Below are 23,980 nucleotides of genomic sequence, written 5' to 3' on the forward strand. Positions count from 1 at the left end.
TACATTCAAAATAAAACAAAACAAAATGAAGAAAGTATATTTCATTGCGATATTGGCTTTAGCGATTACAGAGTTAAGAGCACAGCAAGACCCGCATTACACACAGTATATGTACAATATGAGTGTGATGAATCCAGCTTATGCTGGTTCAAAAGAGAGTGTGTCAGGGGGATTCCTCTACAGAAAACAATGGGTTGAGATTGAAGATGCTCCTACAACTGGAACATTCTTTATCCACAGCCCAGTTGGAAGAAACGTAGGTTTGGGTCTTTCGGTAATCAACGATAAGATTGGACCAGTAGAAGAGACTAATATTTATGGCGATTTCTCTTATACTCTTAATTTAGGTGGCGAACGTAGATTAGCTTTTGGTTTAAAAGCCGGTGCAACCATGCACAAAATCGATTTCAATACTATTTATCCAACATTACCAGATGTAGGCGATGATGTTTTTGGATCTGGAAATCCAAATAACACCTTCTTAAATATTGGTTCCGGAGTTTTCTATTATACTGACAAATATTATGTTGCTTTTTCGGTGCCAAATATGTTAAAATCTAAATACTTAGATTTTGATGGGAGGCAATACGGAACTGATGTAATCCATTATTTCTTAACCGGAGGTTATGTATTTGACATCAACCCTAATTTAAAATTCAAACCTTTTGCGATGATTAAATCATCGGTAGATGCACCAACATCTTTGGATGTTTCCGCTAACTTTATGCTTTATGATAAGTTAGAATTAGGAGCAACTTATAGATTGGAAGACTCTTTTGGAGCAATGGTAAATTTTGCCATTACACCAAGCTTGAGAATCGGATATGCGTATGATCACATTGTTTCAGATTTAAATGTTGTAACACCTGCTTCTCACGAAGTAATGTTGTTATTTGATTTGAACTTCCCGAAAAAAGTATCACGTTCACCAAGATATTTCTAACCTATAAAGTAATTCTAAAAATGAAAAATTTATATATAGTATTGAGTTTTGTTGCCATCACTTTTACAATGTCGGCGCAAAATAAAAACACCAAGATAGCAGATAAATTATTCGCAAGATTTGAATATGTCAACGCTGCCAAAGAATATCAGAAATTGGTTGAAGACGGAAAAGCTGATCCTTATGTTTATAAGCAATTAGCAGATGCCAATTATAATATGTTCAATTCTTCCGAAGCAGTTAAATGGTATGCCAAAGCTACCGAAACACAACAAGATGCAGAAACGTATTACCGTTATGCTCAAATGTTGAAAGCTGAAGGAAAATACGAAGATGCAAACAAGCAAATGCGAAAATTTGCGGCTGCTGCTCCGAATGATTTAAGAGCCAAAGCATTTAATGAAAATCCAAATTATATTCCAAGATTATTAGATAAAGCCAAGCTGTTTGATATTAAATCTTCTGATATCAGTAGCGACAAATCTGATTTTGGTGCTGTGTTATATGACAACAGTTTGTATTTTGCCAGTGCCCGAAATGGTGCCCGTAAAAACTATGGATGGACAGATGAACCATTCCTAGACATTTATAAAGCGGATTACAACACAGATGGAACGATCACAAATGCTTCTACTGTGACTGAATTAAATTCAAGATGGCATGATGGCCCAATAACTATTAGTTCGGACGGGAAAACGGCTTATTTTGCTAGTGAAAGCTACAAAGAGAAAGAGTCTACTCCTAAGGATAAAAAAGCAAATGCCAAATTTAGTCAAGTGTATCTTTTTAGCGTAAGCAAAAATGGAGACTCTTGGGGAACTCCTTCTTCGTTGCCTTTTAATGACGAGACGTTTTCAAACAGTAATCCAAGTTTGAGCAGAGATGGTAAAACCTTATATTTCTCTTCTAACAGACCTGGAAGTTTAGGTACCGGAACTACTGATATCTGGAAAGTGGCTGTTAATGCAGACGGAACTTATGGAGATCCACAAAACTTAGGTAACAAAGTAAATACCGAAGGAAATGAAAGTTTCCCTTTTATTGCTGACGACAACAAAACCTTATATTTTGCTTCGGCAGGAAAACAAGGTCTTGGTGGATTGGACGTATACCAAATTGATTTATCAAATGGTTCTGAAGCATCTAATTTAGCTAAACCGGTAAATAGTGAAAAAGATGATTTTGCTTTTACATTTAACGAAAGTAAAAAAATTGGTTTCCTGTCGAGTAACCGAAGCGGAAACGATGATATCTATATCGTTAATCCAATTTGTGCTGTTGATGTGTTAATTGTTGTTACAGACGCAAAAACGGGTGCTATTTTAGCTAATGCAAGCGTTTCTATACTTGATGACAAGAAAAATGTTATCGCTACTGAAATGTCAAATGCTAAAGGCGAAGTAAGTTATAGAGTTGAATGCGACAGAGCTTACGTGGTTCAGGCTTCAAAAGATGGTTATGAAGGAAATACTTTTGCTGTAGCTAAAAGCAAAGGGCCAAAAGCCAAAGTGGATGCGCCATTACAACCAATAGATGTTATCGTAACTGAAAAAGAAATTATATTGAACCCTATTTACTTTGAATTTGACAAAAGCAACATCACACAAGAAGCTGCTTTTGAGCTAGATAAATTGGTTCAGGTAATGAAAAATAATCCAAAAATGGTTATCATGGCTAAATCTCATACCGATAGCAGAGGAGCTGATAACTACAATTTACCTTTATCTGACAGAAGAGCAAAATCAACAGTTCAATACGTAATTTCTAAAGGAATTGATGCCAGCAGAATTTCCGGAAAAGGATTTGGAGAATCAGAACCAAAAGAAATTTGCAAACCTTGTTCAGAAGCGCAATATGCTTTAAACAGACGTTCAGAGTTCTTGATTGTAAAGTAATTTAAAGAGTTTCTTTATTAGAATAAAAAACCGGGCTATTTGCCCGGTTTTTATTTTTATATACTTTACTTGTGTTTATAACAAAAGGGCGTTAAAATGAGCGTATATTAGCGTTGCTGTTGTTTATCTGCATATCGTTGTGGAAGTTAATTACAACTAAAGTAATAACTAAGCTTTAATTCAATAATACAAACATCTAAATAATCAAACGTTAAGGACAAGTAATTAGAATTTATAATGATTAGATTAAGATAATAGTTAGCAGGATTTTATGCGAAGTTTTTCAAACAATTACAAGGAGGAACAAAAATAAAAGTAGAATATGAGCAAAATTATTTTCGATAGTGGAATATCTCTTGATGGTTTTTTCGCAGGAGATAACAGAAGTCCTAAAAATCCTATGGGCGGTGTTTCAGGACAAATTCACTCGTGGATGTTTAATCAAAAAGCTTTCTGGGAATACTTGGGATTCGAAGGAGGTAAAGAAGATGGCCTTGACGGGAAATTTATTAGAGAGACAATTGAAAGAACTGGTGCATTCATTATGGGAAAACGTATGTTTGAGGAAGGTGAAATCGTTTGGCCAAATGACCTATATAAAGCTGACGTTTATGTATTAACACACGAAAAGAGAGAACCTTGGGTTCAAGATGGAACGACAACTTTTTATTTCATAAATGACGGAATAGAAAGTGCATTAGACAAAGCAAGACAATCAGCAAAAGGAAAGGACATAAGAATACAAGGCGGGGCTAATACTATTCAACAATTTCTAAATGCAGGACTTGTGGACGAGTTTTTTATTCACATTGCACCCGTTTTTTTAGGAAGCGGTATCAGGCTCTTTGACGGTATTTATAAAGATAAATATGACATACAAATTGAAGAAGTAATTCCGTCAGATTTAACAACTCATTTAAGATATAAATTGACCAAGAGATAAAACAACTAACACTAACAAAAGTTTGTATGATATGTAAAACATAATACTAGCAATGATTTTATTGAAAACGCTTGCTTTTTTAACCATATTCATCATAAAAAAAGAGTCCCAAAATTGGGACTCCTTTTATTTTAAACTGTAGTATAAACTTAGTTTATTATAATGTCGTCTATTTGAACAGTTGTTGTAATTGTCTCTGTTCCAATATATTCAAAAACAAAGTATCCGTTACCCGCTAAACTTGCAGGAATATTATACGTTCCGGGAGAACTGAAAGCATTTTCTGAAGACCCAACTGCAGGATATCCAATATTAAAGCTTGATGTAATATCTACAAAATTACTCATGTTAACCGGTGTTCCTAATGTATAATTAGCGGCAGTTACATAGTAAACCTTTAACGCTATCCCTCCTGAATTAAACCTGATTTCCTTTTTAAAAGTAAATGTATTTGCAGCAGTAAAATCTACTGGCACAAGGAACAATGTTCTAGCTGGAACTCCAGGGTTTCCGGAACCATTAAAAGAACTCATCTCTATATACTTATTACCACTGAAGGTTTTAAGCTGCCATAGTCTGCTGCCTACCACAGGATCATTGATATATTTAGGGAAAACCGATTGATTAGTTATTGTATACGAAGTAAATGGCTCATTCATTGTTCCACCAAAAACCATTGCAGTACCACCAACAGCCGGAGTTGCGTCAAAACGAGGCAACGTTAACTGAATGTCTTTCTCATATCTAACAATGAATTGGAAATCACTTTGGTATTTCGTTAAAACTCCTCTAATCTTACCACTTCCTGTTTTAACCATTTTACCTGTAAAAGGTGCAAAACTACTGAAACGGATAATACGCTCTGTACCACCAGCTGTTGATGTCAACATATGGTTTGTAGCTCCTCCTCCTGAATCAACATCATAGTATGTTCTGTTTATTGAACTGTCTGAAAACTCAACACCATCCAAATCAACCAAGGTATTTTGATTAGCATCTGAATAAGCTTGTGCTAAGGTCATTGTTCTTAACATTGCGCTTTCAGGCTCTACGGTTGCTGATGGGAATAAATGGTTTTTCCATTCAAATTCCGATATCCTGCCAACAGTTCCTTCATATAAAGAACCGATTTGTAAGGATCCATAAACAATTCCTGTGTACAATCCCTTCAATTTGATATAGACCTTTCTTCCAGGTGTAAATCCTTTTCCGAATAAGGTTGTGGCATTAAGAGGTACACTAAATCCAATTGGGTTCGAACCATCTGTTGGGATAGTCTGGAATGAAATTGATTTATAAAATGTTCCCTGTGCATCACTCGAAGTCACATAGGCTTCAATAATGTCTTCTGCTGTATATTCAATTGGTGGGGTTAACGAAGGTGGTGTATCATCTACGGTAGGTGCTGCAGCTTTCACTGCTGCTACTGTTGTAGTGGTCGTTAACTCGTAAGTAGTCAAAGTATCTTCCGGAGTAGTGTAGTGATCATCTGATGCACAACCAGAAAAAAGTCCTATGGCTAACAGCGATAGTAAACCCGATTTTAAAAATATCTTTTTCATATACTATTAATTGTTATAAATTCTAATGTTGTCAATTTGATAACCTCCATCTAAAGCTGTATTAGTTCCTGAGCCTTTTACCTTAAATGCAATATTGATACTTCCTGTATAAGCAGACAAGTCAATTATACCCGATTCGATAAATAGGAAGTACTCAGAGCTCGTTGATGGCAGCGTAGCTCCCGCTATTGGTTGCCAGTTTGCTGTGGTTAAATTAGTACCGTCGTAATCCGTAGCGATTAAAGCCTCTAATGAATTGGCAGAGTTGCTTACATAACTTTGTGAAGCAATAAATTGCAATTTTTCACCTTCCTGAGCATCCATATTGATTTTTGGAGAAACCAACCAACCAATATTTGTCAATTCACCTGATTGGTATGATGTGAATTCAGCATAAGCGTTTCCGCTGTAAACCTGTGCTTTCCATCTAGCTGTTCCAACTTCGGCAATATTCTCCCAACCCGGAGTAACCAAAGTGATATCGTCCATTGCGCCAACCGAAAAATCTTCCATGAAAATCATCGGTCTTAAATAAGGTGTTTTGATATCATCTTCCGGAGAGCATCCAGACAATGACAAAAATGCAATCAATCCCAAGATTGATAAAATTTTATTTCTTTTCATAGCTGTAATATTAAAAATTAACATAAAGATTCAAAAAATACGTTCTACCATAACCATAGAAATATTTAGGTGCAAACGCTGGAGTTCCGCTTGAAACGTCCTGATTTACTTCCCTAAAATTAGCATTTCTGGTTTGTTCGAAACCTCCTGTTTTGTAATCAACATCAAGAACGTTGTTGATGGTAGCAAACAACCCAAAGGTAGTGTTTTTTATTTTCCAAGACTTTCCTCCAGTCAAATTAACTAGGTAGAAGTCATCAAATTTTTCCTGTTTCAATAATTCTGCTGCTCTTTCAGGTGTAGCTTCCGGGAATGGAAAACCATCTGGATCCAGAGGATTTCTAAAGAAATTGTCAGTTCTCAATAAAGATGATATATCTAAATAATTATCTGCAAGATAGTTTGCGTTAGCTCCAATCCACCAGAATTTTGGATCTCTATATTCAATACCGAATGAGGCAGCAGTTTGTGGTCCACCAGAAAGTCTGTACCCTTTTAAAGACGCTTGTCCATAATCTGTAACCGGATTTGTATTCGTTTCCGAAGCTAAATCATCATTGTTTAGAGAAACGTTTGGATTGTTGTTGTATGTGTACTCTCCATAAGCTCCACTAAGCGTTAATTTAATTGTGGAAGTTATTTGGTATTCCATTCCTAATTCCAAACCGATATTTTGCTTTTCGATACCTTTTACCGTTTCTGCCACGAACGCATCTCCACCATCACCATCGTTATCTTCAAAAATTCCTTCACCAAAGTAGAATGAAGTTTCTGTTGCGTTTTTAATATTTGAATAGAAAGCAGTAAGTCTTGATTTGAATTTTGGCGCTTTGATAATGTAACTTACATCTCCACTCGTAATATTTTCTGATTTCAAATCTCCAACTACATTATCATTGATACGTGCATTAGGGAAAAGGTTTCGTAATGTTGGCGCTTTTGTCATATAAGCTGCGTTTACAGCTAAGAATTGTTTACCTGTAATTTTATAAGTCAAACCACCTTTAAATCCAAAGTTTTCGAAGATATATTTGTTGCTTTTACCAAATGAGTTGGTTGGATATAAACCATTTTTGTATAATCCTTCTCTCTGGTATTCTGTTCTTGTAAAAGATTCAGCCAAATAAAAATCAATTTTTTTGTAAGTGAACTTAAATTGTGTAAAAGCATCAAAAGTGTTTGCCAGCAAATTATAGTTATAAGAGAATTTGCCATCGCCAGATTGAACCTGCAATTGAGTGATTTCTCTTTGTGGATTATTCAAATCTGCTTCGGCTCTGTCTCCAGCTTGGAAATTATCAGTATCTCTGAAGTAATTTGCACCCAATAAATCTAAAATGTTCGCAAAGTTGTGTGATTTCAATTTTCTAAACGTTACACCAGCATTCATATTGATATTGTCTGCCAATTGTGAATTTAATATAGAGTTAGCTGTCCAAATTTTATCATCTGTTCTGTCTTCGTATAACATATAAGCTGCACTTAGTCCTTCTAGGTTATTAGCTCTATTAGCCTCATATAAACTTCCGTCACCTTCCCATCTAATTTGTCTGTTTGCCAAGAAAGTATCTCTTGCATTTTGCCCAGCTGCAATGTTTGCCGGATCATCTCCTAAGAAATTAGTATAATCTGTCTGGTCATATGCTGATGTATAATAACTTGGAAGGTTTCTGTAATACGTTGGATCCGGATTATCAGCACCATTATAATCTAAACGACTGTTGCCAATTTTTCCAAACTGATATGCAACACTTGTATTTATGTTAGTCTTATCAGTCACTTTCCAATAATGAGTCAACATTAAGATTGGTTCGTCAACAACTTTATCTCTTGAATTACGTTTTTTACCATCTTGCCAACCCCAGTATGAATTATACGTTTCACCTGCTAGGTTTCTAACTTCTTCCGTATTTGGTGAACTTTTCCCTCTGCTGTTTTCAGAGTATATTGACGTAAATCCTAAGGAATGGTGCTTGTTGAATCTTTTTTCAACACTTGCAAATAATGCTTTTGCATCATAGTCCGTTCCTTCGTAAAAGCCTTCTTTTGCCCAACGTCCTGAAGCCGAAACCACGAATGCCCAACCATTTGTCCCCATACCGGAAGCATGTGTTGCCATGGTTCTCCAGCTATAGTTTGTGTTAGTGCCAGAGAATGATAATCTGGAACCTTTTCTATATATGGATGCTCTTGTATTAATTTCCTGTGTTCCAAGAATTCCTCCAAAAGTATAATCTGACGGAGCTAATCCTGTTGTGAATTCCTGATTTCTTGTAGCATCATTTAATCCACCCCAGTTTGACCATTGTGGTCTTCCGTCGTAAATTTTATTCATGATAACACCATTAATCATGGTTGTTCCGTACTCATTGTCAAGACCTCTTATTCTAAAACGGGCTTGTCCCCAATTAAACGCTGCAGTTTGTTGAAAAACATCTCTTGAAGCTTGTAATAATCCTGCTGTACTTTCAGAACCACTGTTGTCATCACCCAAATCATTTTCGGTAATGGTAATCAAACTTAATTGTTGCTCAGAAGTAATATCTTCTTCAAGGGCTACAACCCCTAAATCTAATATTTTTCCTTCTTCAACCTCAACGGCCAACAACTGATCTTTTAATCCGGCACTTTTAATCTGAATTAATTGGCTTCCTTTAGGAACGTTTTTGAAAGTAAAAACACCCATCGCATCTGTAAGAACTGTTAAGCTCGTATTCTGAATAGAAGCTACAACGTTTTGTAATGGTTTTTGCGTTTTAGAATCTACAACTTTTCCAGTTACCCCAGTTGTAGTTTGTGCAAAACTAAAAAGCACTTGCATTACTAATAATGTACTAAAAACAAGTTTTTTCATAAATAAAATTAAGTTAATTTCTCTCTAACTGTAAGCTTAATAAAAACTTAACAGCCGACAAATGTACATCTTTTAATAATATTATCTACTTTTGGCTCGAAGTTTGTAAAAAACTTGACATTAAATTAATATACATATTATGAGGATTAGAAAGTTTATACCCGTTTTCTTTGTTTTATTCGCAATTTTAGGGGCGAATGCACAAGCTAAAAAATACATAGTGCATACAGTTGCGTTCTACAATTTTGAGAATTTGTTTGATACAATTAATGAAGCAAATAATGATGAAGAATGGTTGCCAAACGGAGCTCAGAACTGGACTTCAGAAAAATACAAACAAAAACTACACAATTTAGCCAGAGTTTTATCTGAAATTGGAGTTGGGCCTGCAGAAGAACAGAAAAATCCAAATTCCCCAACATTAATTGGTGGTGTGGAAATCGAAAACAGACTCGTTTTGGAAGACCTGGTAAAAGAACCGGCTCTTATTGGTAAAGATTATGGGATTGTTCATTTTGATTCTCCGGATAAAAGAGGAATTGATGTAGCATTATTATATCAAAAGAAACATTTCAGACCTACAAGTTTCAAGAACATCCCTTTATTGATTTATAAAAATCAACTGAATAATAATGCTAAAGATAAGAATGCTTCCGATGATGCTTCTGATGACAAATCAGAAATAGACAAAAATTTAGACCGGGTTTACACAAGGGATATTTTATTGGTAACCGGTTTCCTTGATGGTGAAGAAGTTAACGTTATGGTAAATCACTGGCCTTCGCGCTCTGGTGGTGAGAAAAAAAGTTCGCCTTTCCGTGAAGCTGCAGGGAGATTAAACAGAAAAATAATGGATTCTATTTATAAAATAAACCCTAATGCGAAAATAATTACTATGGGTGATTTGAATGACGGGACCTATAATAAAAGTGTGAAAGAAGGGATCGGAGCCAAACGCAAAAAAGAAGAAGTAAAACAATTCGGTATATACAATCCTTTTGAAGAAATGTTCTACAAAGGAAACGCAACGCTTTTCTATCGTGATGCAGGAGATATTTTTGATCAAATCATGGTTTCTGAAACTTTTATTCAAAAAGATCTTTCTTCTTACCGCTACTGGAAAGCCGGAATATACAATAAACCCTATATGATAACAACTGTCGGACAGTATAAAGGATATCCGCTAAGGCATGGCGCGACCGAAATCGGATTTAGTGACCACTTCCCGGTTTATGTGTATCTGATTAAGGAAGTCAAATAAAAACATTAATAAAGGTTAGTTCGCGCTAACCTTTTTTATTTTTAGTAACTTCGTAAAAACATTTTTTCCATGGCAATACCAAAACCATTCAACCTAAATAAATGGATAGACGAAAACCGTCATTTATTAAAACCTCCTGTTGGCAACAAGAACATCTATGTTGATTCCGAAGATTATATCGTAATGATTGTGGCCGGTCCAAATGCCCGAAAAGATTATCACTACAACGAAACCGAAGAATTATTCTACCAGCTCGAAGGCGATATCACCGTTTATGTTCAGGACAATGGCGAAAAGAAAGCAATGAAACTTTCGGCTGGCGATATGTATTTGCATCCGGCAAAAACGCCACACTCTCCCAACAGAAGCGAGGGTTCCATTGGATTGGTAATCGAGCAAAAACGTGCCGGCACAAATGCAAAAGATGGCTTACTTTGGTTCTGTGACAACTGCAACCACAAACTCTATGACGTCTATTTTCCGCTTACCGATATCGAAAAAGATTTTCTGCATCATTTTGAACATTTCTATAACTCAAAAGAACTGCGAACATGTGATAAATGTGGAACCGTAATGGAAAGTGATCCTCGATTTACAGCCAAATAATTGTTAGGAGCTATTTCCAGCTGTCCACTATATCTTTTATAAATTGCCACGGGTTTAAACCCGTGGCAATTTATAAAAGGATGCCGTTCCCATCTGGGCTAAAATTCAAAATAAAGATTTACTTTTGTCAAAATTTATAACACACATAATAATGTCAACACTAACACAATCAACAATTGCACAACAATTCGGCATGACCGAAGCCTTGGAAGCTCTTGGAGTAAAAGCTATAAACGAAGGAACTTCTACAGGAAATAACTGGTTTTCAAACGGAGACGTTTTCGAATCTTATTCACCTGTAGACGGTCAATTAATAGGAAAAGTAAAAGCATCAACCGCTGCCGATTATGAAAAAGTAATGCAATCAGCAACCGAAGCTTTCAAAACTTTTAAACTAATGCCGGCACCGCAACGTGGTGAAATCGTGCGTCAGTTTGGAGAAAAATTACGTAAAAACAAAGAAGCTTTAGGAAAACTGGTTTCTTATGAAATGGGGAAATCTTTGCAGGAAGGTTACGGAGAAGTTCAGGAAATGATTGACATCTGCGATTTTGCTGTTGGTTTGTCACGTCAATTACACGGACTAACAATGCACTCCGAACGTCCTGGCCACAGAATGTACGAGCAATACCATCCGATGGGAATCGTTGGAATCATTTCAGCATTTAACTTCCCTGTTGCTGTTTGGGCTTGGAACACAGCTTTAGCATGGATTTGCGGTGATGTTTGCGTTTGGAAACCATCTGAAAAAACTCCCTTATGTGGAATCGCATGTCAAAATATCATAGCCGAAGTATTGAAAGAAAACAATCTTCCTGAAGGAATTTCATGTTTGATTAACGGCGATTATAAAGTGGGCGAATTGATGACGCATGACAAAAGAATTCCTTTAGTTTCTGCAACAGGTTCTACTCGTATGGGTAAAATTGTAGCGCAGGCTTGTGCGGCTCGTTTAGGAAAATCGTTATTGGAACTTGGCGGAAACAACGCCATCATTGTAACTCCGGATGCTGATATCAAAATGACGGTTATCGGAGCCGTATTTGGAGCTGTTGGAACCGCAGGTCAACGTTGTACTTCTACACGTAGATTAATCATTCACGAAAGTATTTATGACAAAGTAAGAGATGCCATTGTTGGTGCTTATGGTCAGTTACGAATCGGAAATCCATTAGACCAAAACAATCATGTTGGTCCGCTTATAGACAAGCACGCAGTTGAAATGTATAACAATGCACTAACAAAAGTTGTTGAAGAAGGTGGAAAAATATTAGTTGAAGGCGGCGTGCTGAATGGTGCAGGTTACGAAAGTGGCTGTTACGTTAAACCAGCAATTGCAGAAGCTAAAAATTCATTTGAAATTGTACAGCACGAAACGTTTGCGCCAGTTTTATATTTACTAAAATATTCCGGTGATGTTACCAATGCCATCGATGTTCAAAATGGCGTTGCTCAAGGTTTATCATCTGCTATCATGACAAACAATCTTCGCGAAGCAGAAGCATTTTTATCGGCTGCAGGTTCAGATTGCGGAATTGCCAATGTAAACATTGGAACTTCCGGAGCTGAAATTGGTGGTGCTTTTGGTGGTGAAAAAGAGACAGGCGGTGGTCGTGAATCAGGTTCTGATGCTTGGAAAGTATATATGAGAAGACAAACAAATACAATCAATTATACTACTAGTTTGCCATTGGCACAGGGAATTAAATTTGATTTGTAATAAAATCTAAACATAAAAAAGTCCCGAATCTTCGGGACTTTTTTTTAATCACACCAAATTATTCATTAATATCTTTAAAAAATTTAGGCCCCACTTGATTCTGATTAAATCCAGTCATTACTCGTCCATATAGCAATTCACTGTTTTTCGCACAGATAAAGAGTACAAATTTTAAATTTCTATAATTAATTACTTTTATAAATACGGCATCCTCATTTTGATCTTCGATAGCTTTTTCTATATTTTCAGTAGTTGTGAAAATAAATTTATGATTGTATATTTTTTTTAAACCCTCTTCGTGGTCAATATCATCTTTAAGATCGTTACGGGTTACATAAAGTGTTTTGCTTTGTATTCTTTTTATGTTTCTTTCAGTCACTTCATCCAGATAATCTTTTAAATCAAGATCCTTTTTTTTATTCAAATCGAAAACAAAATTAATTTCGCTTTGCATCATCTGTATTGAAAAAAGCATTTCCACAGGAGATATTTTATCCAGCTGTACCAACGACAACACATCTTTCGGGGTGTTTTTTTTATATTCTTTAAACATTGCAAGTTTTGTCACTCCGTATGCCATATTTAGTGCTCCTGTAGTACCTGCGGTTCTCGAAAAACTGTACTCAACCTGATCCACAAAAAAAGAACCATCTCCTGTTAATTTTTCAACTTGATTTGGTTTGATCATTTCAAATTTATTGACTGTCCAATATTTTATTAAAATGTCATTAATAATCTTATTGTACTTTTTATCACCAGACATTATAAAGTAAGTTGTTCCTTGTTTAAAAGATGCATACTCTCTAATATCCGTATTTACTTCCTGGCTATAGCAATAGGAAGATAGTAGCAATAGAATAACGCTCAGTTTTTTGATCATAATATTTATCAAGTTTAGTTAATTTGAATTTTTGATTTGTCTTACGCCAAATTCATACAAGTATATACAAATTTGATTGAAAAATCAATTTTAGGGTATTAATTAAAAAAAGCATCCCGATTTTCGGGACGCTTTTTAATTTGTGACAATTTGTTAAATCTGTGACTCGAGACCAAAGGTCGAACAGACGAAGTATTTACTTCGTCTTCTTCACATACTGCGTTAAAATGACAATATGCTGTCCTTCAACTCTGCCTTCAATTTGGTCGGCATTGTCCCAAACTAATTTGATGTTGTGTACAGCTGCACCACGTTTTGCGGTAAAGTTGGCGCCTTTCACATCTAAATCTTTAATCAAAACAACAGAATCGCCGTCTTTTAAAATGTTTCCATTACCATCTTTATGCACAATCTTGCCATCTTCATCTTCGCCTTCTCCCGTTGCGCCAGCCCAAACTAAGGTTTCATCATCAAGATACATCATGTCGAGCAAATCCTGAGGCCAGCCTTCTCCACGTAATCTGTTAAGCATACGCCATGCCACAACCTGTACGGGTTTGTTTTCATTCCACATACTATCACTAAGGCATCGCCAATGATTTGGGTCTGTTGGTGTCGTGTTTTCTATTTGGTTTTTGCAGGTTGTACATACCAATACAGAATTGTCAAGTGATATGGCTTCTTCTTTGGTTAAATGAATTCTTAAGTCTTCGGTTGAACCACACAATTCACATTTGGAACCGCTTCTGTCGTTTAATCTTTGGTCGATAACGCTCATTCTTTATAAGTTAAAAGATGCTCCTATTTGAAACACGAATTGATTATTGTATTCTTCAAATCCCTGAATGTTTGAATCGTATTTTGCCAATGGAATTCCGGCCTCGGTATAAACGCCAAAACCTTCTGTAAAGAAATACCTGAAACCCAAATGCGCTCCGAAATTCCTTGTCCCTAAATTCAATCCGGGATAGATATCCATCTTTTTATCCAATTTGAATACGTTTCCTAAATTGGCATTGAAACGCACTTTTGCATCAGCTCTATCGCCAAAATCAGGCTTAACACCTCCTGCTTCATCAACTGAAAGTAAGTAGGATGCAACAAATCCGTAGGACATATTTTCCCCAATACCAAAATCGGCAGAAAGATTAATTCCGGTTCCGTGATCCTGTACATTCAATCCAACTTGTGCTTTGATATCTCCTTTTCCTTTGTATGCTTGTGCATTTGCGAAACCTACCATAACGATTGCCGCTATTGTGATTATTTTCTTCATTTTAAAATCTATTTATTTTAACTTCGTTCAGTTCGGTCATTCTGACCTCGGGTGCTACAAAAGTAGTTAATTTAATTTCTTCCTTTCTCATTAAAATACAACACATTCAATGGTTCGCTTTGCCAAAATTCTTTAGTCTCAACATCCAAAATAGTTAATGGTCCTTTGAAAGCTGCTCCGGTGTCAATATTCCACACGCAGGCTTTTTGAATTGGAACAGTTTCCCCTATTCGCGTAACCGGAGTATGACCTATGTAAATTTCATCATATAATGTTAGTCGTTTTGGATAATTAAGACTGTGTTTAGCAAGCGATTGATCTAATGACAAAGCGGTTTCCCATAGCGTTCTGTCCCAATAAAACAATTTTGGAAAATATTCATAATGAATGCCGTTCATATTTGTAAAACCAGCATGAATAAACAAACGGTTTTGATCATCCAAAAAATAATTTTTAAGTGATTTCAGAAAGTCAACATGAAGTTGCTTTGTTGCTTCAGAAACATTGGCATAAGCCAAAACTGTTGCTTCTCCGCCGTGATGGAACCACATACTTTCGTCAATATCTTTAGTGTTGCCATCCAGCCAATCCAACAATAAATCGTCGTGATTTCCGCGGATGAAAATGCATTCCTGCTTCGAGTCCAAATCAATTAAATAATCTATCACTTGTGGCGATTCGCTCCAGCCATCAACATAATCACCAAGAAAAATCAAGGTATCATCTTTAGTGACATTTGCCCGTTCCATGATTTGATGCAATGCCCTCAATCCTCCATGGATATCACCTATTACTAATTTTCTATGCATTGTTGGTATCGTATTTCATTTTTCTTAATATTCGCATCGCTTCTTTAAAACTCAAATATACGGTTGGATTCTTTTGAGCCTTTAAAAAAAGTTTGCAGTCGATCAGCTTTTGTTTTGCGTCATCAAAACCATTGAGATAACAAATCATCAAAATTGAAGGTAAGCTTTCCAAATCTTTTTCTTCGCGTTCGCTAAGCGACAATCCTTTTTCTAATTTATTAATTACTGCAATAGTAGCATTATAAATATGATGCAGCATTTTTTTGTTATAAGCCGGTGGCTCAAAAAGCAGTTTGGTTTCCATTTTATAATAACCATTATCAAAAAAATGAATGGTCAATTGTTCCAACGGATAATAACTGGTTTTGTCGTTTAGCCCAAGTGCCACATGCTCAATAATGGTAAAACTTTGCTCATCATAACTAATAGAAACTACATCAAGCGCTGAATAGAAAAGCTTCACCTGTTCGTTTATCAATTCAATATCAACACGGGAAAGATAAGTTGTGTCTCTGATTTTTTTTGGAACTCCTGCCCAACAAATCACAAACAATTCTTTAAAAACATTATACTTTGACGTCATGTCTTTGTGGCGATTATTCATAAAATCAATTACGCCGTCCAACGTATAAGCGATGCTGTTTCGCGAACTGTTTTCGATGCTGATAACCGTTTCAATATTCTGTTTCGAATACGGGATTTTTTCTTCCGTAGGCATCGTGTTGCTTCCTACTCTGACAAAAACAGTATTCGCCAAAATCGTATGAATATTTTTCTTGAAAAACGATGCCTTGTGTTTTGGTTTAATCGTCACCAAACCCACAACTTTGTCTTTTGGCAAATTGGGAAAAGGCACATTTTCGTATTGAATTTTAGGCGGATTTTCCAAATAAGCATTCACCAAATTCTGAATACGGCTATCATCAAAAAAGTCATCACCTACGATTTCATTGTCTTGGTCTTCTACGCCAACAACAATATAAGAATTATTGGAAGGATTGGAATTTGATAAAGCACAAATATGTTTCAAAAACTTGCCTTTTCCTTCTTTGGTGTGCAAGTTCAACTGGCGTTTTTTATCATAAAAACTGCACTCATCATTGTGAGCTAAAAGGTTTTTAATCAAAAGACGCTTATTAATCATTTGGCTAAATTACAATCTTTTAAGGAACTTTATTCCCCATGCTCTCTGTCCAAATCGCAAACCAATCAAGCTGATCTAAATCCATTTCAACCGCTTTCATCAAGGCTTGAATTCGGGCAATGTTTACTGTTCCTGCAACCGGAATCACATTCGCCGGATGCTTTAAAATCCATGCTAGCAAAATCGTATCCGAACCAAAATGATATTTATCAACCAATTGTGCTAATAGTTTTTTCAACCTTCTTGTTTGTTCGATATCTTCTCTAAAAACAGTTCCAAGTGGATTCCATGACATTGGACGAATGTTGTGCAACTGCATATAATCTAAACTCCCATCTAACATTGCATCATGATGCGTTGCCGAAAACTGTATTTGATTGCAATTGATTTCTGTTTTTTGACGCAATAATTCGGTTTGCCAGGTCGTAAAATTGGAAACGCCAAAATCAATAATTTTGCCTTCTTTTTTCAATTTGGCAACCGCTTCCGCAACTTCATCAGCAACCATTAACGGACTTGGACGATGCAACAACAACACATCCAAATAATCCGTTTGCAGATTTTTTAGTGAATTCTCAACAGACCAAATGATATAATCTTTGGAGTAATCGTAATGTTTAATAGCATTATTTCTGCCATTCACATGTTGGATGCCACACTTTGAAATAAACTGAATTTTGTTTCTGTCGATTTTACTTTGTCCAAATGCTTTTCCAAAATCGGCTTCGGTAGTGTAATTTCCATAAATATCAGCGTGATCAAAACTGCTAATTTGATTTTCGACACAAATATGCATCAGATGCTCCATTTCTGAAGTCGATAAGTTTTTATCCCAAACTCCCCAATTCATAGTTCCGGCAACGATGGGCGATAATTTTGTTTTCATTTTATGTGTTTAAAGTAGGTTTTTGTATTTCGAAAAATTTACTATTTTGCCGCCAAAAATTTTCGAAAACAGATTAGGTCTTAAAATTATAAAAAGAAAATCATAAATCATCCTTAAAATCGGGATGTTTTGTAAAGTTTTAACGCATTATTAACATCTGGTAAGGGATTAAATTTTCACTTTTGAAATGTTAAAATTATAACCGTCACACATTAGAATAAATAGAGTAACTATGGAAGAAAATGGTACTGCTTTAGACATTAGAGCAATTAATGAAAAAATAGAAAGAGAAAGTGCTTTTATTGACTTGTTGACTATGGAAATGAACAAAGTCATCGTTGGTCAGAAACACATGGTAGAACGATTGTTAATTGGACTTTTAGGTCAGGGACATATTCTACTGGAAGGTGTTCCGGGTTTGGCAAAAACCTTAGCCATAAATACTTTATCACAAGCAGTTCACGGAAGTTTCAGCCGTATTCAGTTTACGCCCGATTTATTACCAGCTGACGTTATTGGAACGATGATTTATAACATCAAAGCCAATGAGTTTTCGATAAAAAAAGGACCAATTTTCGCCAACTTCGTTTTAGCTGATGAGATTAACCGTGCGCCGGCTAAAGTGCAATCGGCTTTGCTTGAAGCGATGCAGGAAAAACAAGTGACGATTGGCGATACAACTTTCAAATTAGACAAGCCGTTTTTAGTTTTAGCTACACAAAATCCAATTGAGCAGGAAGGAACCTATCCGTTACCGGAAGCGCAAGTCGATCGTTTTATGCTGAAAACCGTTATCGATTATCCGAAAATGGATGAAGAAAGATTGGTTATCCGTCAGAATTTAAAAGGTTCTTATGAAAAAGTAAATCCTGTGGTTACTGTTGACCAAATCCTAAAAGCTCAGGAAGCGGTTCGCGAAGTTTACATGGATGAAAAAATCGAAAAATATATTTTAGATATCGTTTTTGCTACTCGTAATCCAGAAAAATACAAACTCGAAAGCTTAAAACCACTTATCGGTTTTGGCGCTTCACCTCGTGGAAGCATCAACTTGGCAAATGCAGCCAAATGTTATGCTTTCATCAAACGCCGTGGTTATGTAATTCCCGAAGACGTTCGTGCCGTAGTTCACGATGTATTGCGTCACAGAATTGGCGTTACCTACGAAGCGGAAGCGGAAAACATTACTTCTGTTGACATCATCAACAAAATCGTAAACGAAATAGAAGTTCCTTAGTAGAAACTCACAACTGTTTGCGAAATGGAAACTAAAGACTTACTCAAAAAAGTTCGTAAAATCGAAATCAAAACCCGAAGACTGAGTGATCATATCTTCTCGGGCGAATACCACACGTCGTTTAAAGGTCGTGGGATGACGTTTTCGGAAGTGCGTCAGTACCAGTTTGGCGACGATATTCGTGCCATCGACTGGAATGTGACGGCACGTTACAACGAACCTTACGTAAAAGTTTTTGAAGAAGAACGCGAATTAACCATGATGTTGATGGTTGATATTTCGGGTTCGGAAAGTTTTGGCACCAAAAACCAACTAAAAAGTGAAATCGTAACCGAGATTGCGGCAACTATGGCTTTTTCAGCTACTCAAAATAATGATAAAATCGGTCTGATTTTATTCACTGATCAAATCGAATTATACATTCCGCCTAAAAAAGGAAAATCACACGTGTTGAGAATCATCCGTGAGTTAATCGAATTCCAACCAAAAAGCAAAAAAACTGATTTATCGCAAGCATTGAAATTCCTGTCGGGAACACAGAAAAAGAAAGCGATTGTCTTTGTGATTTCTGATTTTATGGTGGAAGATGATTACGAGAAAACCTTAAAGATTGCCGGAAAGAAACATGATATAACCGGAGTTCGTGTTTACGACATCCGCGAAGCCAAAATGCCAAACATCGGAATGGTAGAAATGGAAGATGCTGAAACCGGAGAAGTTTTGGTAGTAAATACAGGTTCAAAAAAAGCGCGTTTGAGTTATGAAAAACAATATCAGGACAAAGTAAATTACTTTAAAGATATCTTTTCAAAATGTGGTTCGGGAACTGTTAATACACGTGTTGACGAAAGTTATGTGACAAAATTATTGGGTTATTTTAAATCCAGATAAGACAATGAAATTCAAATTATATATACTATTCTTTCTGTTATCGACTTCACTTTTTGCACAAAAAGTGACGACTTCTGTTGACGTTACCAAAAACAAAATCGGAGCCGAATTCAAGCTGACTTTAAAAACCGATGTTGATACATTGTCAAAAGTAAAATTCCCGGAAGCCAAGAATTTTGGTGCTTTGGAAGTAATTCAGTCGTATAAAATTGACACGATTAGGAATGGTGCACGATATGAACTAATCAAAAGATATGGCTTAACGCAATTCGATTCAGGGAAATATGTTATCTCAAGAGTTCCGGTTTTGATTAACGGGAAACCTGTCTTTTCAGACAGCATCAAAGTAGAAGTCAACGATGTAAAAGTCGATACGCTAAAGCAAAAGATGTACGACATCAAAAACATCGCGCAAGTTGAAAGTCCTTTAGGGACTTGGTGGATTTATCTTTTAATCTTGTTAGCTATCGCAGCTGCAGGTTATTTCATTTATCAATTCATCAAGAAAAGACAAAATCAACCAAAAGCTGAAGTCATTGTTTTCAAATCGCCTATCGAAAAAGCAACAACTTTATTGCAACAATTGGAAGTTAAAGAGCTTTGGCAAAAAGGTGAAATCAAACATTATTATTCGGAACTGACAGATATTGCACGTAATTATATCGAAGAAGAAATTCATATTCCGGCCATGGAAAGCACGACTTCGGAACTGATTGATGGATTGCGAAGAGCTGCCAAACAGAAGAAATTAAAACTCTCAAACGAAACGGTAGAAAATCTGGAAAAGGTTTTAATGCAGGCCGATTTGGTAAAATTTGCCAAAGTAAAACCGCTTGATTATGAAATTGAAGAAGATAAAAAACGTATTTCAAGTTCTATCGTAATCATTCATAAATCGATTCCTGAAGTTGTAGAAGACGATGATGAACTGGCATTATGGAACGAACAACAGAAAGAATTGGCACGTTTGCAAAAATTGAAAAAACAAAAACGCGTCCGAATTATTTCGACCATCGGAATCGTATTGGGAATGCTGCTGCTTTTTGTTTTAGGCTTGATTTATTTCAAAGGATTTGATTATGTGAAAGACAATTTCCTCGGTCATCCGACCAAAGATTTAGTAGAAGGTAAATGGGTTTATAGTGAATACGGAAATCCCGGCGTAAGAGTCGAAACACCAAAAGTGTTGAAGCGAATTGATGCCACAAAAACACTTCCAAAAGATGCTATGGCGTTGATTAAGGAAATGCAGACTTTTGGTTACGGAAGCTTGTTGGAAGATTTTTATATCGCAGTTTCGACAGTAACATACAAACAGCCAATGCAAATGGATTTGGATAAAACAGCCGAAGGTTACCTTAAAATTATGGAAGCTCAGGGCGCACAAAACATCATCGTAAAAACAGAAGATTTTGATACGCAGAAAGGCATTTCGGGTAAGAAAGCTTATGGCACGATGACTGTTTTAGACAAGATTAAAGGCAGGTCAACCAAAATGTATTATGAAGTATTGCTTTTCAGTCAAAATAGCGGCTTGCAGACTATTTTGGTAATGCATCGTGAAGATGATAAATACGGGCAGCAAATTGCCGAAAGAATGTTGAACTCGGTTGAACTACAAACAGCACAAGAATGAAAGAGATAAGTTTTTTAAATCCTGAGTTTTTCTGGTTGTTTTTATTACTTCCAGTGGCTGTTTTGTGGCAAATTTGGAAAAGAAAGCAGCAATCGGCAACCTTGAAAATAAGTTCGGTTAAAGGTTTCAAAGCGCAAAAATCATTGTTAGCCAAATTAAAACCGTTCTTATTTGTATTGCGTTTACTAGCGTTGAGTTCATTGATTATTGCCATGGCGCGACCAAGAAAGGTAGATATCAGCAGCCAAACCAAATCGACAAAAGGAATTGACATTGTAATGGCAATTGACGTTTCGGGAAGTATGCTGGCCAAAGATTTAAAGCCAAACCGAATGGAAGCTTTGAAAAAAGTGGCTGAGAACTTCGCCGAAGGAAGACCAAATGACAGAATCGGAATTGTAGTTTATGCTTCAGAAGCGTATACAAAAACGCCAGTTACGAGCGACAAAGCGATTGTTCAGCAAGCTATTCAAAGTATAAAATACGATAATATTTTGCAGGATGGAACCGGAATCGGAATGGGATTAACAACGGCGGTCAATCGTTTAAAAGACAGCAAAGCGAAAAGCAAAGTGATTATACTGTTGACAGATGGAGTAAATAATGCCGGTTTTATTGAACCTGAAACAGCTTCTCAAATTGCAAAAGAATACGGAATTAAAGTTTATACCATCGGAATTGGAACCAATGGAAACGCAATGTTCCCATATGCTTACGCTCCAAATGGCGGCTTTTTATTCCGAATGATGCCTGTTGAAATTGACGTGAATTTATTGCAGACGATTGCCCGAAATACTGGTGGAAAATATTTCAGAGCAAGTAGTAATAGCAAATTGGAATCGATTTATAAGGAAATCAACAAACTGGAAACAACGGAAATTCAAGAGCTGAAATTCTATGATTATGATGAAAAATACAGGCTGTTTGTCTGGATTGCAGGGATTTTAGTTTTGCTAGAGTTTGGTTTACGAAATACAATTTATAGAAGTTTTATATAGCGAATTATGTACGAGTTAGAAGAAAAATGGTATTTATACTTTTTGTTTGTCATTCCGGCGATGGCAATGCTTTTCCTGTACATTCAATTCTGGAAAAGAAAGAAACAACGCGAGTTTGGCGATTTGGATTTAATCAAAAAATTAAGCCCTGAAAAATCAGCTTTCAAGCCTGCTTTGAAATTGGGAGTGATTTTATTAGCATTAACCTGTTTGATAATTGGATTGGTTAATCCAAAAATCGGAACCAAAATGGAAACCGTAAAACGCGAAGGAATTGATATTATTTTTGCGATTGACGTTTCTAAAAGTATGTTGGCCGAAGACGTGGCACCAAGCCGTTTGGAAAAAAGCAAGCAATTGGTTTCACAGATCATCAATAATTTGGGCAGCGACCGAATCGGAATCATAGCCTATTCCGGAAGTGCTTTTCCGGTTTTACCAATTACTTCGGATTATAGTGTTGGAAAAATGTTTTTGCAAACCATGAATCCCGGAATGATTTCGGCGCAGGGAACATCAATTGATCAGGCGATTAATTTGGCGTTGACTTACATCGATAAAAAAGATAAAACCAACAAACTTTTAATCATCATAACCGACGGTGAAGATCATTCTGATGCAGCTGTTGCTGCTGCCGAAGAAGCTAAAAAAGTTGGCTTAAAAATAATGACTATTGGTGTTGGAACCGAAAAAGGCGGAACCATTCCGTTAAAAAGAAACGGTGTAGTGGAGAGTTTTCAACGCGACCAAAACGGCGAAGTGGTAATTACCAAAAGAAACGCAGAAGTTTTGAGAACCATTGCCAAAAGTGCCAGTGGCGGATATGTTGACGGTAATTCTACCAGAGAAGTTTTGGATTATGTGAAACACGCTTTGGACAATATCCAAAAAACAGAATTTGAAAGTACACAAATGGCCGATTTCAAATCGCAGTTTCAGTGGTTTTTAGGATTTGGTTTTTTCTTGTTGCTTTTGGATGTTTTCCTTTTGGAGAAAAAGACAAAATGGGTGAAAAAGATGAATTTATTTAATGAAAAAGAATAAATGAAAAAGATACTTTTATACAGTTTGATTCTGATTCCCTTTTTGGCGAAAGCCCAAGAGAAGGAAAAAGATAAAGATTTGCCAAAAGGAAACGATTCTTTTGCCGAAAAAAAATATGATGAAGCCGAAGCTGAATACAGAATTTCGGAATCTAAATACCCGAAAAAAGCGATTGCATCCTACAATTTAGGAAACGCTATTTACAGACAAAATCAGACTGGCGAAGCCAAATATCATTACGCAAAAGCAATAAAAACAGCAAAAACCAGAACAGAAAAGCATCAGGCGTTTCACAATATTGGAAATACGCTGATGAAAGATAAGGATTATGGCGGAGCGGTGGAAGCTTATAAAAATGCATTGCGTAACAATCCGGCTGATGAAGAAACCCGTTATAATTATGCTTTGGCCAAAAAGATGCTAAAAGAAAATCCACCTAAGAAAGACGACAAAAAGGATAAGGATAAGAAAGACAAGAATAAAGATAAAAACAAAGACCAGAATAAAGACAAGGATAAAAAGGACGACAAGAAAGACGGAAAAGATAAAGATAAGGATAAAAAAGACGGCGATAAGGATAAAGATAAAAAGGACAATAAAGATCAAAATCAAGGGAAACCAAAACCTCAACCTGGGGGAATTTCGAAACAACGTTTAGAGAATTTATTGGATGCTGTAAACAATGAAGAGAAAAAAATTCAGGATAAAGTAAACAAACAAAAAGTACAAGCCAATCCTAAAAAAGCTGAAAAAGATTGGTAACTAATTTTG

The 23,980-nt window shown here is 36.1% G+C and carries 21 protein-coding genes; 12 read left to right on the top strand and 9 right to left on the bottom strand.

Annotated elements, in window-relative coordinates:
• Positions 1 to 25: 25 nt before the first annotated feature.
• The 3 genes from GS03_RS02550 to GS03_RS02560 all read left to right on the top strand — a co-directional run bounded on the left by GS03_RS02550 (position 26) and on the right by GS03_RS02560 (position 3,781).
• Positions 26 to 943 (top strand): PorP/SprF family type IX secretion system membrane protein, encoded by a 918-nt coding sequence (locus tag GS03_RS02550; protein ID WP_136151003.1) that lies wholly within the window; start codon positions 26 to 28, stop codon positions 941 to 943.
• 20 nt (positions 944 to 963) lie between these two features.
• The gene (locus GS03_RS02555) at positions 964 to 2,838 is read left to right on the top strand and encodes an OmpA family protein (protein ID WP_136151004.1); all 1,875 of its coding nucleotides are present in this window, start codon (positions 964 to 966) and stop codon (positions 2,836 to 2,838) included.
• Between the two features lie 322 nt (positions 2,839 to 3,160).
• Positions 3,161 to 3,781 carry a dihydrofolate reductase family protein gene (locus GS03_RS02560; RefSeq protein WP_136151005.1) on the top strand — a complete coding sequence of 207 codons (621 nt, stop codon included), beginning with the start codon at positions 3,161 to 3,163 and terminating at the stop codon, positions 3,779 to 3,781.
• 149 nt (positions 3,782 to 3,930) lie between these two features.
• Here the strand turns inward: GS03_RS02560 and GS03_RS02565 are convergent, their stop codons facing one another.
• Genes GS03_RS02565 through GS03_RS02575 form a run of 3 tightly spaced genes read right to left on the bottom strand, consistent with a single transcriptional unit; the run spans position 3,931 to position 8,821 of the window.
• Positions 3,931 to 5,343 (bottom strand): DUF5689 domain-containing protein, encoded by a 1,413-nt coding sequence (locus tag GS03_RS02565; RefSeq protein WP_136151006.1) that lies wholly within the window; start codon positions 5,341 to 5,343, stop codon positions 3,931 to 3,933.
• A 6-nt stretch (positions 5,344 to 5,349) separates the two neighbouring features.
• Positions 5,350 to 5,967, bottom strand: a complete 618-nt coding sequence (locus tag GS03_RS02570; protein WP_136151007.1) for a hypothetical protein — start codon at positions 5,965 to 5,967, stop codon at positions 5,350 to 5,352.
• 10 nt (positions 5,968 to 5,977) lie between these two features.
• A complete protein-coding gene (locus GS03_RS02575; RefSeq protein WP_136151008.1) occupies positions 5,978 to 8,821 on the bottom strand; it encodes a carboxypeptidase-like regulatory domain-containing protein in 2,844 nt (947 codons plus the stop codon).
• A gap of 139 nt (positions 8,822 to 8,960) precedes the next feature.
• Between GS03_RS02575 and GS03_RS02580 the strand changes: the two genes are divergently transcribed.
• The 3 genes from GS03_RS02580 (at position 8,961) to amaB (ending at position 12,408) form a co-directional block, all read left to right on the top strand.
• Entirely contained in the window at positions 8,961 to 10,082 is a 1,122-nt protein-coding gene (locus tag GS03_RS02580; RefSeq protein ID WP_136151009.1) for an endonuclease/exonuclease/phosphatase family protein, read from the top strand.
• A 69-nt stretch (positions 10,083 to 10,151) separates the two neighbouring features.
• On the top strand, positions 10,152 to 10,688 hold the full coding sequence (locus GS03_RS02585; RefSeq protein ID WP_136151010.1) for a 3-hydroxyanthranilate 3,4-dioxygenase: 537 nt from the start codon (positions 10,152 to 10,154) through the stop codon (positions 10,686 to 10,688).
• A 151-nt stretch (positions 10,689 to 10,839) separates the two neighbouring features.
• On the top strand, positions 10,840 to 12,408 hold the full coding sequence (gene amaB / locus GS03_RS02590; RefSeq protein WP_136151011.1) for an L-piperidine-6-carboxylate dehydrogenase: 1,569 nt from the start codon (positions 10,840 to 10,842) through the stop codon (positions 12,406 to 12,408).
• A gap of 58 nt (positions 12,409 to 12,466) precedes the next feature.
• On the opposite strand, the gene GS03_RS02595 is transcribed toward amaB, so the two are convergent.
• From GS03_RS02595 to GS03_RS02620, 6 genes are all read right to left on the bottom strand, one after another.
• Positions 12,467 to 13,288 (bottom strand): hypothetical protein, encoded by an 822-nt coding sequence (locus tag GS03_RS02595; protein WP_136151012.1) that lies wholly within the window; start codon positions 13,286 to 13,288, stop codon positions 12,467 to 12,469.
• 196 nt (positions 13,289 to 13,484) lie between these two features.
• The gene (locus GS03_RS02600) at positions 13,485 to 14,066 is read right to left on the bottom strand and encodes a PhnA domain-containing protein (protein WP_136151013.1); all 582 of its coding nucleotides are present in this window, start codon (positions 14,064 to 14,066) and stop codon (positions 13,485 to 13,487) included.
• 3 nt (positions 14,067 to 14,069) lie between these two features.
• Positions 14,070 to 14,564 carry a DUF6646 family protein gene (locus GS03_RS02605; RefSeq protein ID WP_136151014.1) on the bottom strand — a complete coding sequence of 165 codons (495 nt, stop codon included), beginning with the start codon at positions 14,562 to 14,564 and terminating at the stop codon, positions 14,070 to 14,072.
• A 71-nt stretch (positions 14,565 to 14,635) separates the two neighbouring features.
• A complete protein-coding gene (locus GS03_RS02610) occupies positions 14,636 to 15,373 on the bottom strand; it encodes a metallophosphoesterase (protein WP_136151015.1) in 738 nt (245 codons plus the stop codon).
• Positions 15,366 to 16,517 (bottom strand): ATP-binding protein, encoded by a 1,152-nt coding sequence (locus GS03_RS02615; RefSeq protein WP_136151016.1) that lies wholly within the window; start codon positions 16,515 to 16,517, stop codon positions 15,366 to 15,368. Before GS03_RS02615 ends, GS03_RS02610 begins: the two co-directional genes overlap by 8 nt.
• Positions 16,518 to 16,536: 19 nt before the next feature.
• The gene (locus GS03_RS02620) at positions 16,537 to 17,403 is read right to left on the bottom strand and encodes an aldo/keto reductase (protein WP_136151017.1); all 867 of its coding nucleotides are present in this window, start codon (positions 17,401 to 17,403) and stop codon (positions 16,537 to 16,539) included.
• 232 nt (positions 17,404 to 17,635) lie between these two features.
• Here GS03_RS02620 and GS03_RS02625 point away from each other — a divergent pair, with 232 nt between their 5' ends.
• From GS03_RS02625 to GS03_RS02650, 6 genes are read left to right on the top strand one after another with little or no spacing between them, the layout of a single operon-like run.
• Positions 17,636 to 18,640, top strand: coding sequence for an AAA family ATPase (locus GS03_RS02625; RefSeq protein WP_136151018.1), 1,005 nt, complete (start codon positions 17,636 to 17,638; stop codon positions 18,638 to 18,640).
• Positions 18,641 to 18,664: 24 nt separating this feature from the next.
• Positions 18,665 to 19,531 (top strand): DUF58 domain-containing protein, encoded by an 867-nt coding sequence (locus tag GS03_RS02630; RefSeq protein ID WP_136151019.1) that lies wholly within the window; start codon positions 18,665 to 18,667, stop codon positions 19,529 to 19,531.
• A gap of 4 nt (positions 19,532 to 19,535) precedes the next feature.
• On the top strand, positions 19,536 to 21,167 hold the full coding sequence (locus GS03_RS02635) for a protein BatD (protein ID WP_136151020.1): 1,632 nt from the start codon (positions 19,536 to 19,538) through the stop codon (positions 21,165 to 21,167).
• On the top strand, positions 21,164 to 22,165 hold the full coding sequence (locus GS03_RS02640) for a vWA domain-containing protein (protein ID WP_136151021.1): 1,002 nt from the start codon (positions 21,164 to 21,166) through the stop codon (positions 22,163 to 22,165). The genes GS03_RS02635 and GS03_RS02640 overlap by 4 nt, the downstream gene beginning before the upstream one ends.
• A gap of 6 nt (positions 22,166 to 22,171) precedes the next feature.
• The gene (locus GS03_RS02645) at positions 22,172 to 23,209 is read left to right on the top strand and encodes a vWA domain-containing protein (RefSeq protein WP_136151022.1); all 1,038 of its coding nucleotides are present in this window, start codon (positions 22,172 to 22,174) and stop codon (positions 23,207 to 23,209) included.
• On the top strand, positions 23,210 to 23,971 hold the full coding sequence (locus tag GS03_RS02650; protein WP_136151023.1) for a tetratricopeptide repeat protein: 762 nt from the start codon (positions 23,210 to 23,212) through the stop codon (positions 23,969 to 23,971).
• Positions 23,972 to 23,980 lie beyond the last annotated feature (9 nt).

Source organism: Flavobacterium sangjuense, from assembly GCF_004797125.1.
GTDB lineage: Bacteria > Bacteroidota > Bacteroidia > Flavobacteriales > Flavobacteriaceae > Flavobacterium > Flavobacterium sangjuense.

What these genes read in the sequence shown, in the direction of transcription:
- GS03_RS02600 (WP_136151013.1), bottom strand. Translation starts at nt 14,066, where the DNA reads ATGAGCGTTATCGACCAAAGATTAAACGACAGAAGCGGTTCCAAATGT.
- GS03_RS02560 (WP_136151005.1), top strand. Translation starts at nt 3,161, where the DNA reads ATGAGCAAAATTATTTTCGATAGTGGAATATCTCTTGATGGTTTTTTC.
- GS03_RS02565 (WP_136151006.1), bottom strand. Translation starts at nt 5,343, where the DNA reads ATGAAAAAGATATTTTTAAAATCGGGTTTACTATCGCTGTTAGCCATA.
- GS03_RS02630 (WP_136151019.1), top strand. Translation starts at nt 18,665, where the DNA reads ATGGAAACTAAAGACTTACTCAAAAAAGTTCGTAAAATCGAAATCAAA.
- GS03_RS02605 (WP_136151014.1), bottom strand. Translation starts at nt 14,564, where the DNA reads ATGAAGAAAATAATCACAATAGCGGCAATCGTTATGGTAGGTTTCGCA.
- GS03_RS02555 (WP_136151004.1), top strand. Translation starts at nt 964, where the DNA reads ATGAAAAATTTATATATAGTATTGAGTTTTGTTGCCATCACTTTTACA.
- GS03_RS02645 (WP_136151022.1), top strand. Translation starts at nt 22,172, where the DNA reads ATGTACGAGTTAGAAGAAAAATGGTATTTATACTTTTTGTTTGTCATT.
- GS03_RS02625 (WP_136151018.1), top strand. Translation starts at nt 17,636, where the DNA reads ATGGAAGAAAATGGTACTGCTTTAGACATTAGAGCAATTAATGAAAAA.
- GS03_RS02585 (WP_136151010.1), top strand. Translation starts at nt 10,152, where the DNA reads ATGGCAATACCAAAACCATTCAACCTAAATAAATGGATAGACGAAAAC.
- GS03_RS02580 (WP_136151009.1), top strand. Translation starts at nt 8,961, where the DNA reads ATGAGGATTAGAAAGTTTATACCCGTTTTCTTTGTTTTATTCGCAATT.
- amaB (WP_136151011.1), top strand. Translation starts at nt 10,840, where the DNA reads ATGTCAACACTAACACAATCAACAATTGCACAACAATTCGGCATGACC.
- GS03_RS02615 (WP_136151016.1), bottom strand. Translation starts at nt 16,517, where the DNA reads ATGATTAATAAGCGTCTTTTGATTAAAAACCTTTTAGCTCACAATGAT.
- GS03_RS02575 (WP_136151008.1), bottom strand. Translation starts at nt 8,821, where the DNA reads ATGAAAAAACTTGTTTTTAGTACATTATTAGTAATGCAAGTGCTTTTT.
- GS03_RS02620 (WP_136151017.1), bottom strand. Translation starts at nt 17,403, where the DNA reads ATGAAAACAAAATTATCGCCCATCGTTGCCGGAACTATGAATTGGGGA.
- GS03_RS02650 (WP_136151023.1), top strand. Translation starts at nt 23,210, where the DNA reads ATGAAAAAGATACTTTTATACAGTTTGATTCTGATTCCCTTTTTGGCG.
- GS03_RS02640 (WP_136151021.1), top strand. Translation starts at nt 21,164, where the DNA reads ATGAAAGAGATAAGTTTTTTAAATCCTGAGTTTTTCTGGTTGTTTTTA.
- GS03_RS02550 (WP_136151003.1), top strand. Translation starts at nt 26, where the DNA reads ATGAAGAAAGTATATTTCATTGCGATATTGGCTTTAGCGATTACAGAG.
- GS03_RS02610 (WP_136151015.1), bottom strand. Translation starts at nt 15,373, where the DNA reads ATGCATAGAAAATTAGTAATAGGTGATATCCATGGAGGATTGAGGGCA.
- GS03_RS02635 (WP_136151020.1), top strand. Translation starts at nt 19,536, where the DNA reads ATGAAATTCAAATTATATATACTATTCTTTCTGTTATCGACTTCACTT.
- GS03_RS02570 (WP_136151007.1), bottom strand. Translation starts at nt 5,967, where the DNA reads ATGAAAAGAAATAAAATTTTATCAATCTTGGGATTGATTGCATTTTTG.
- GS03_RS02595 (WP_136151012.1), bottom strand. Translation starts at nt 13,288, where the DNA reads ATGATCAAAAAACTGAGCGTTATTCTATTGCTACTATCTTCCTATTGC.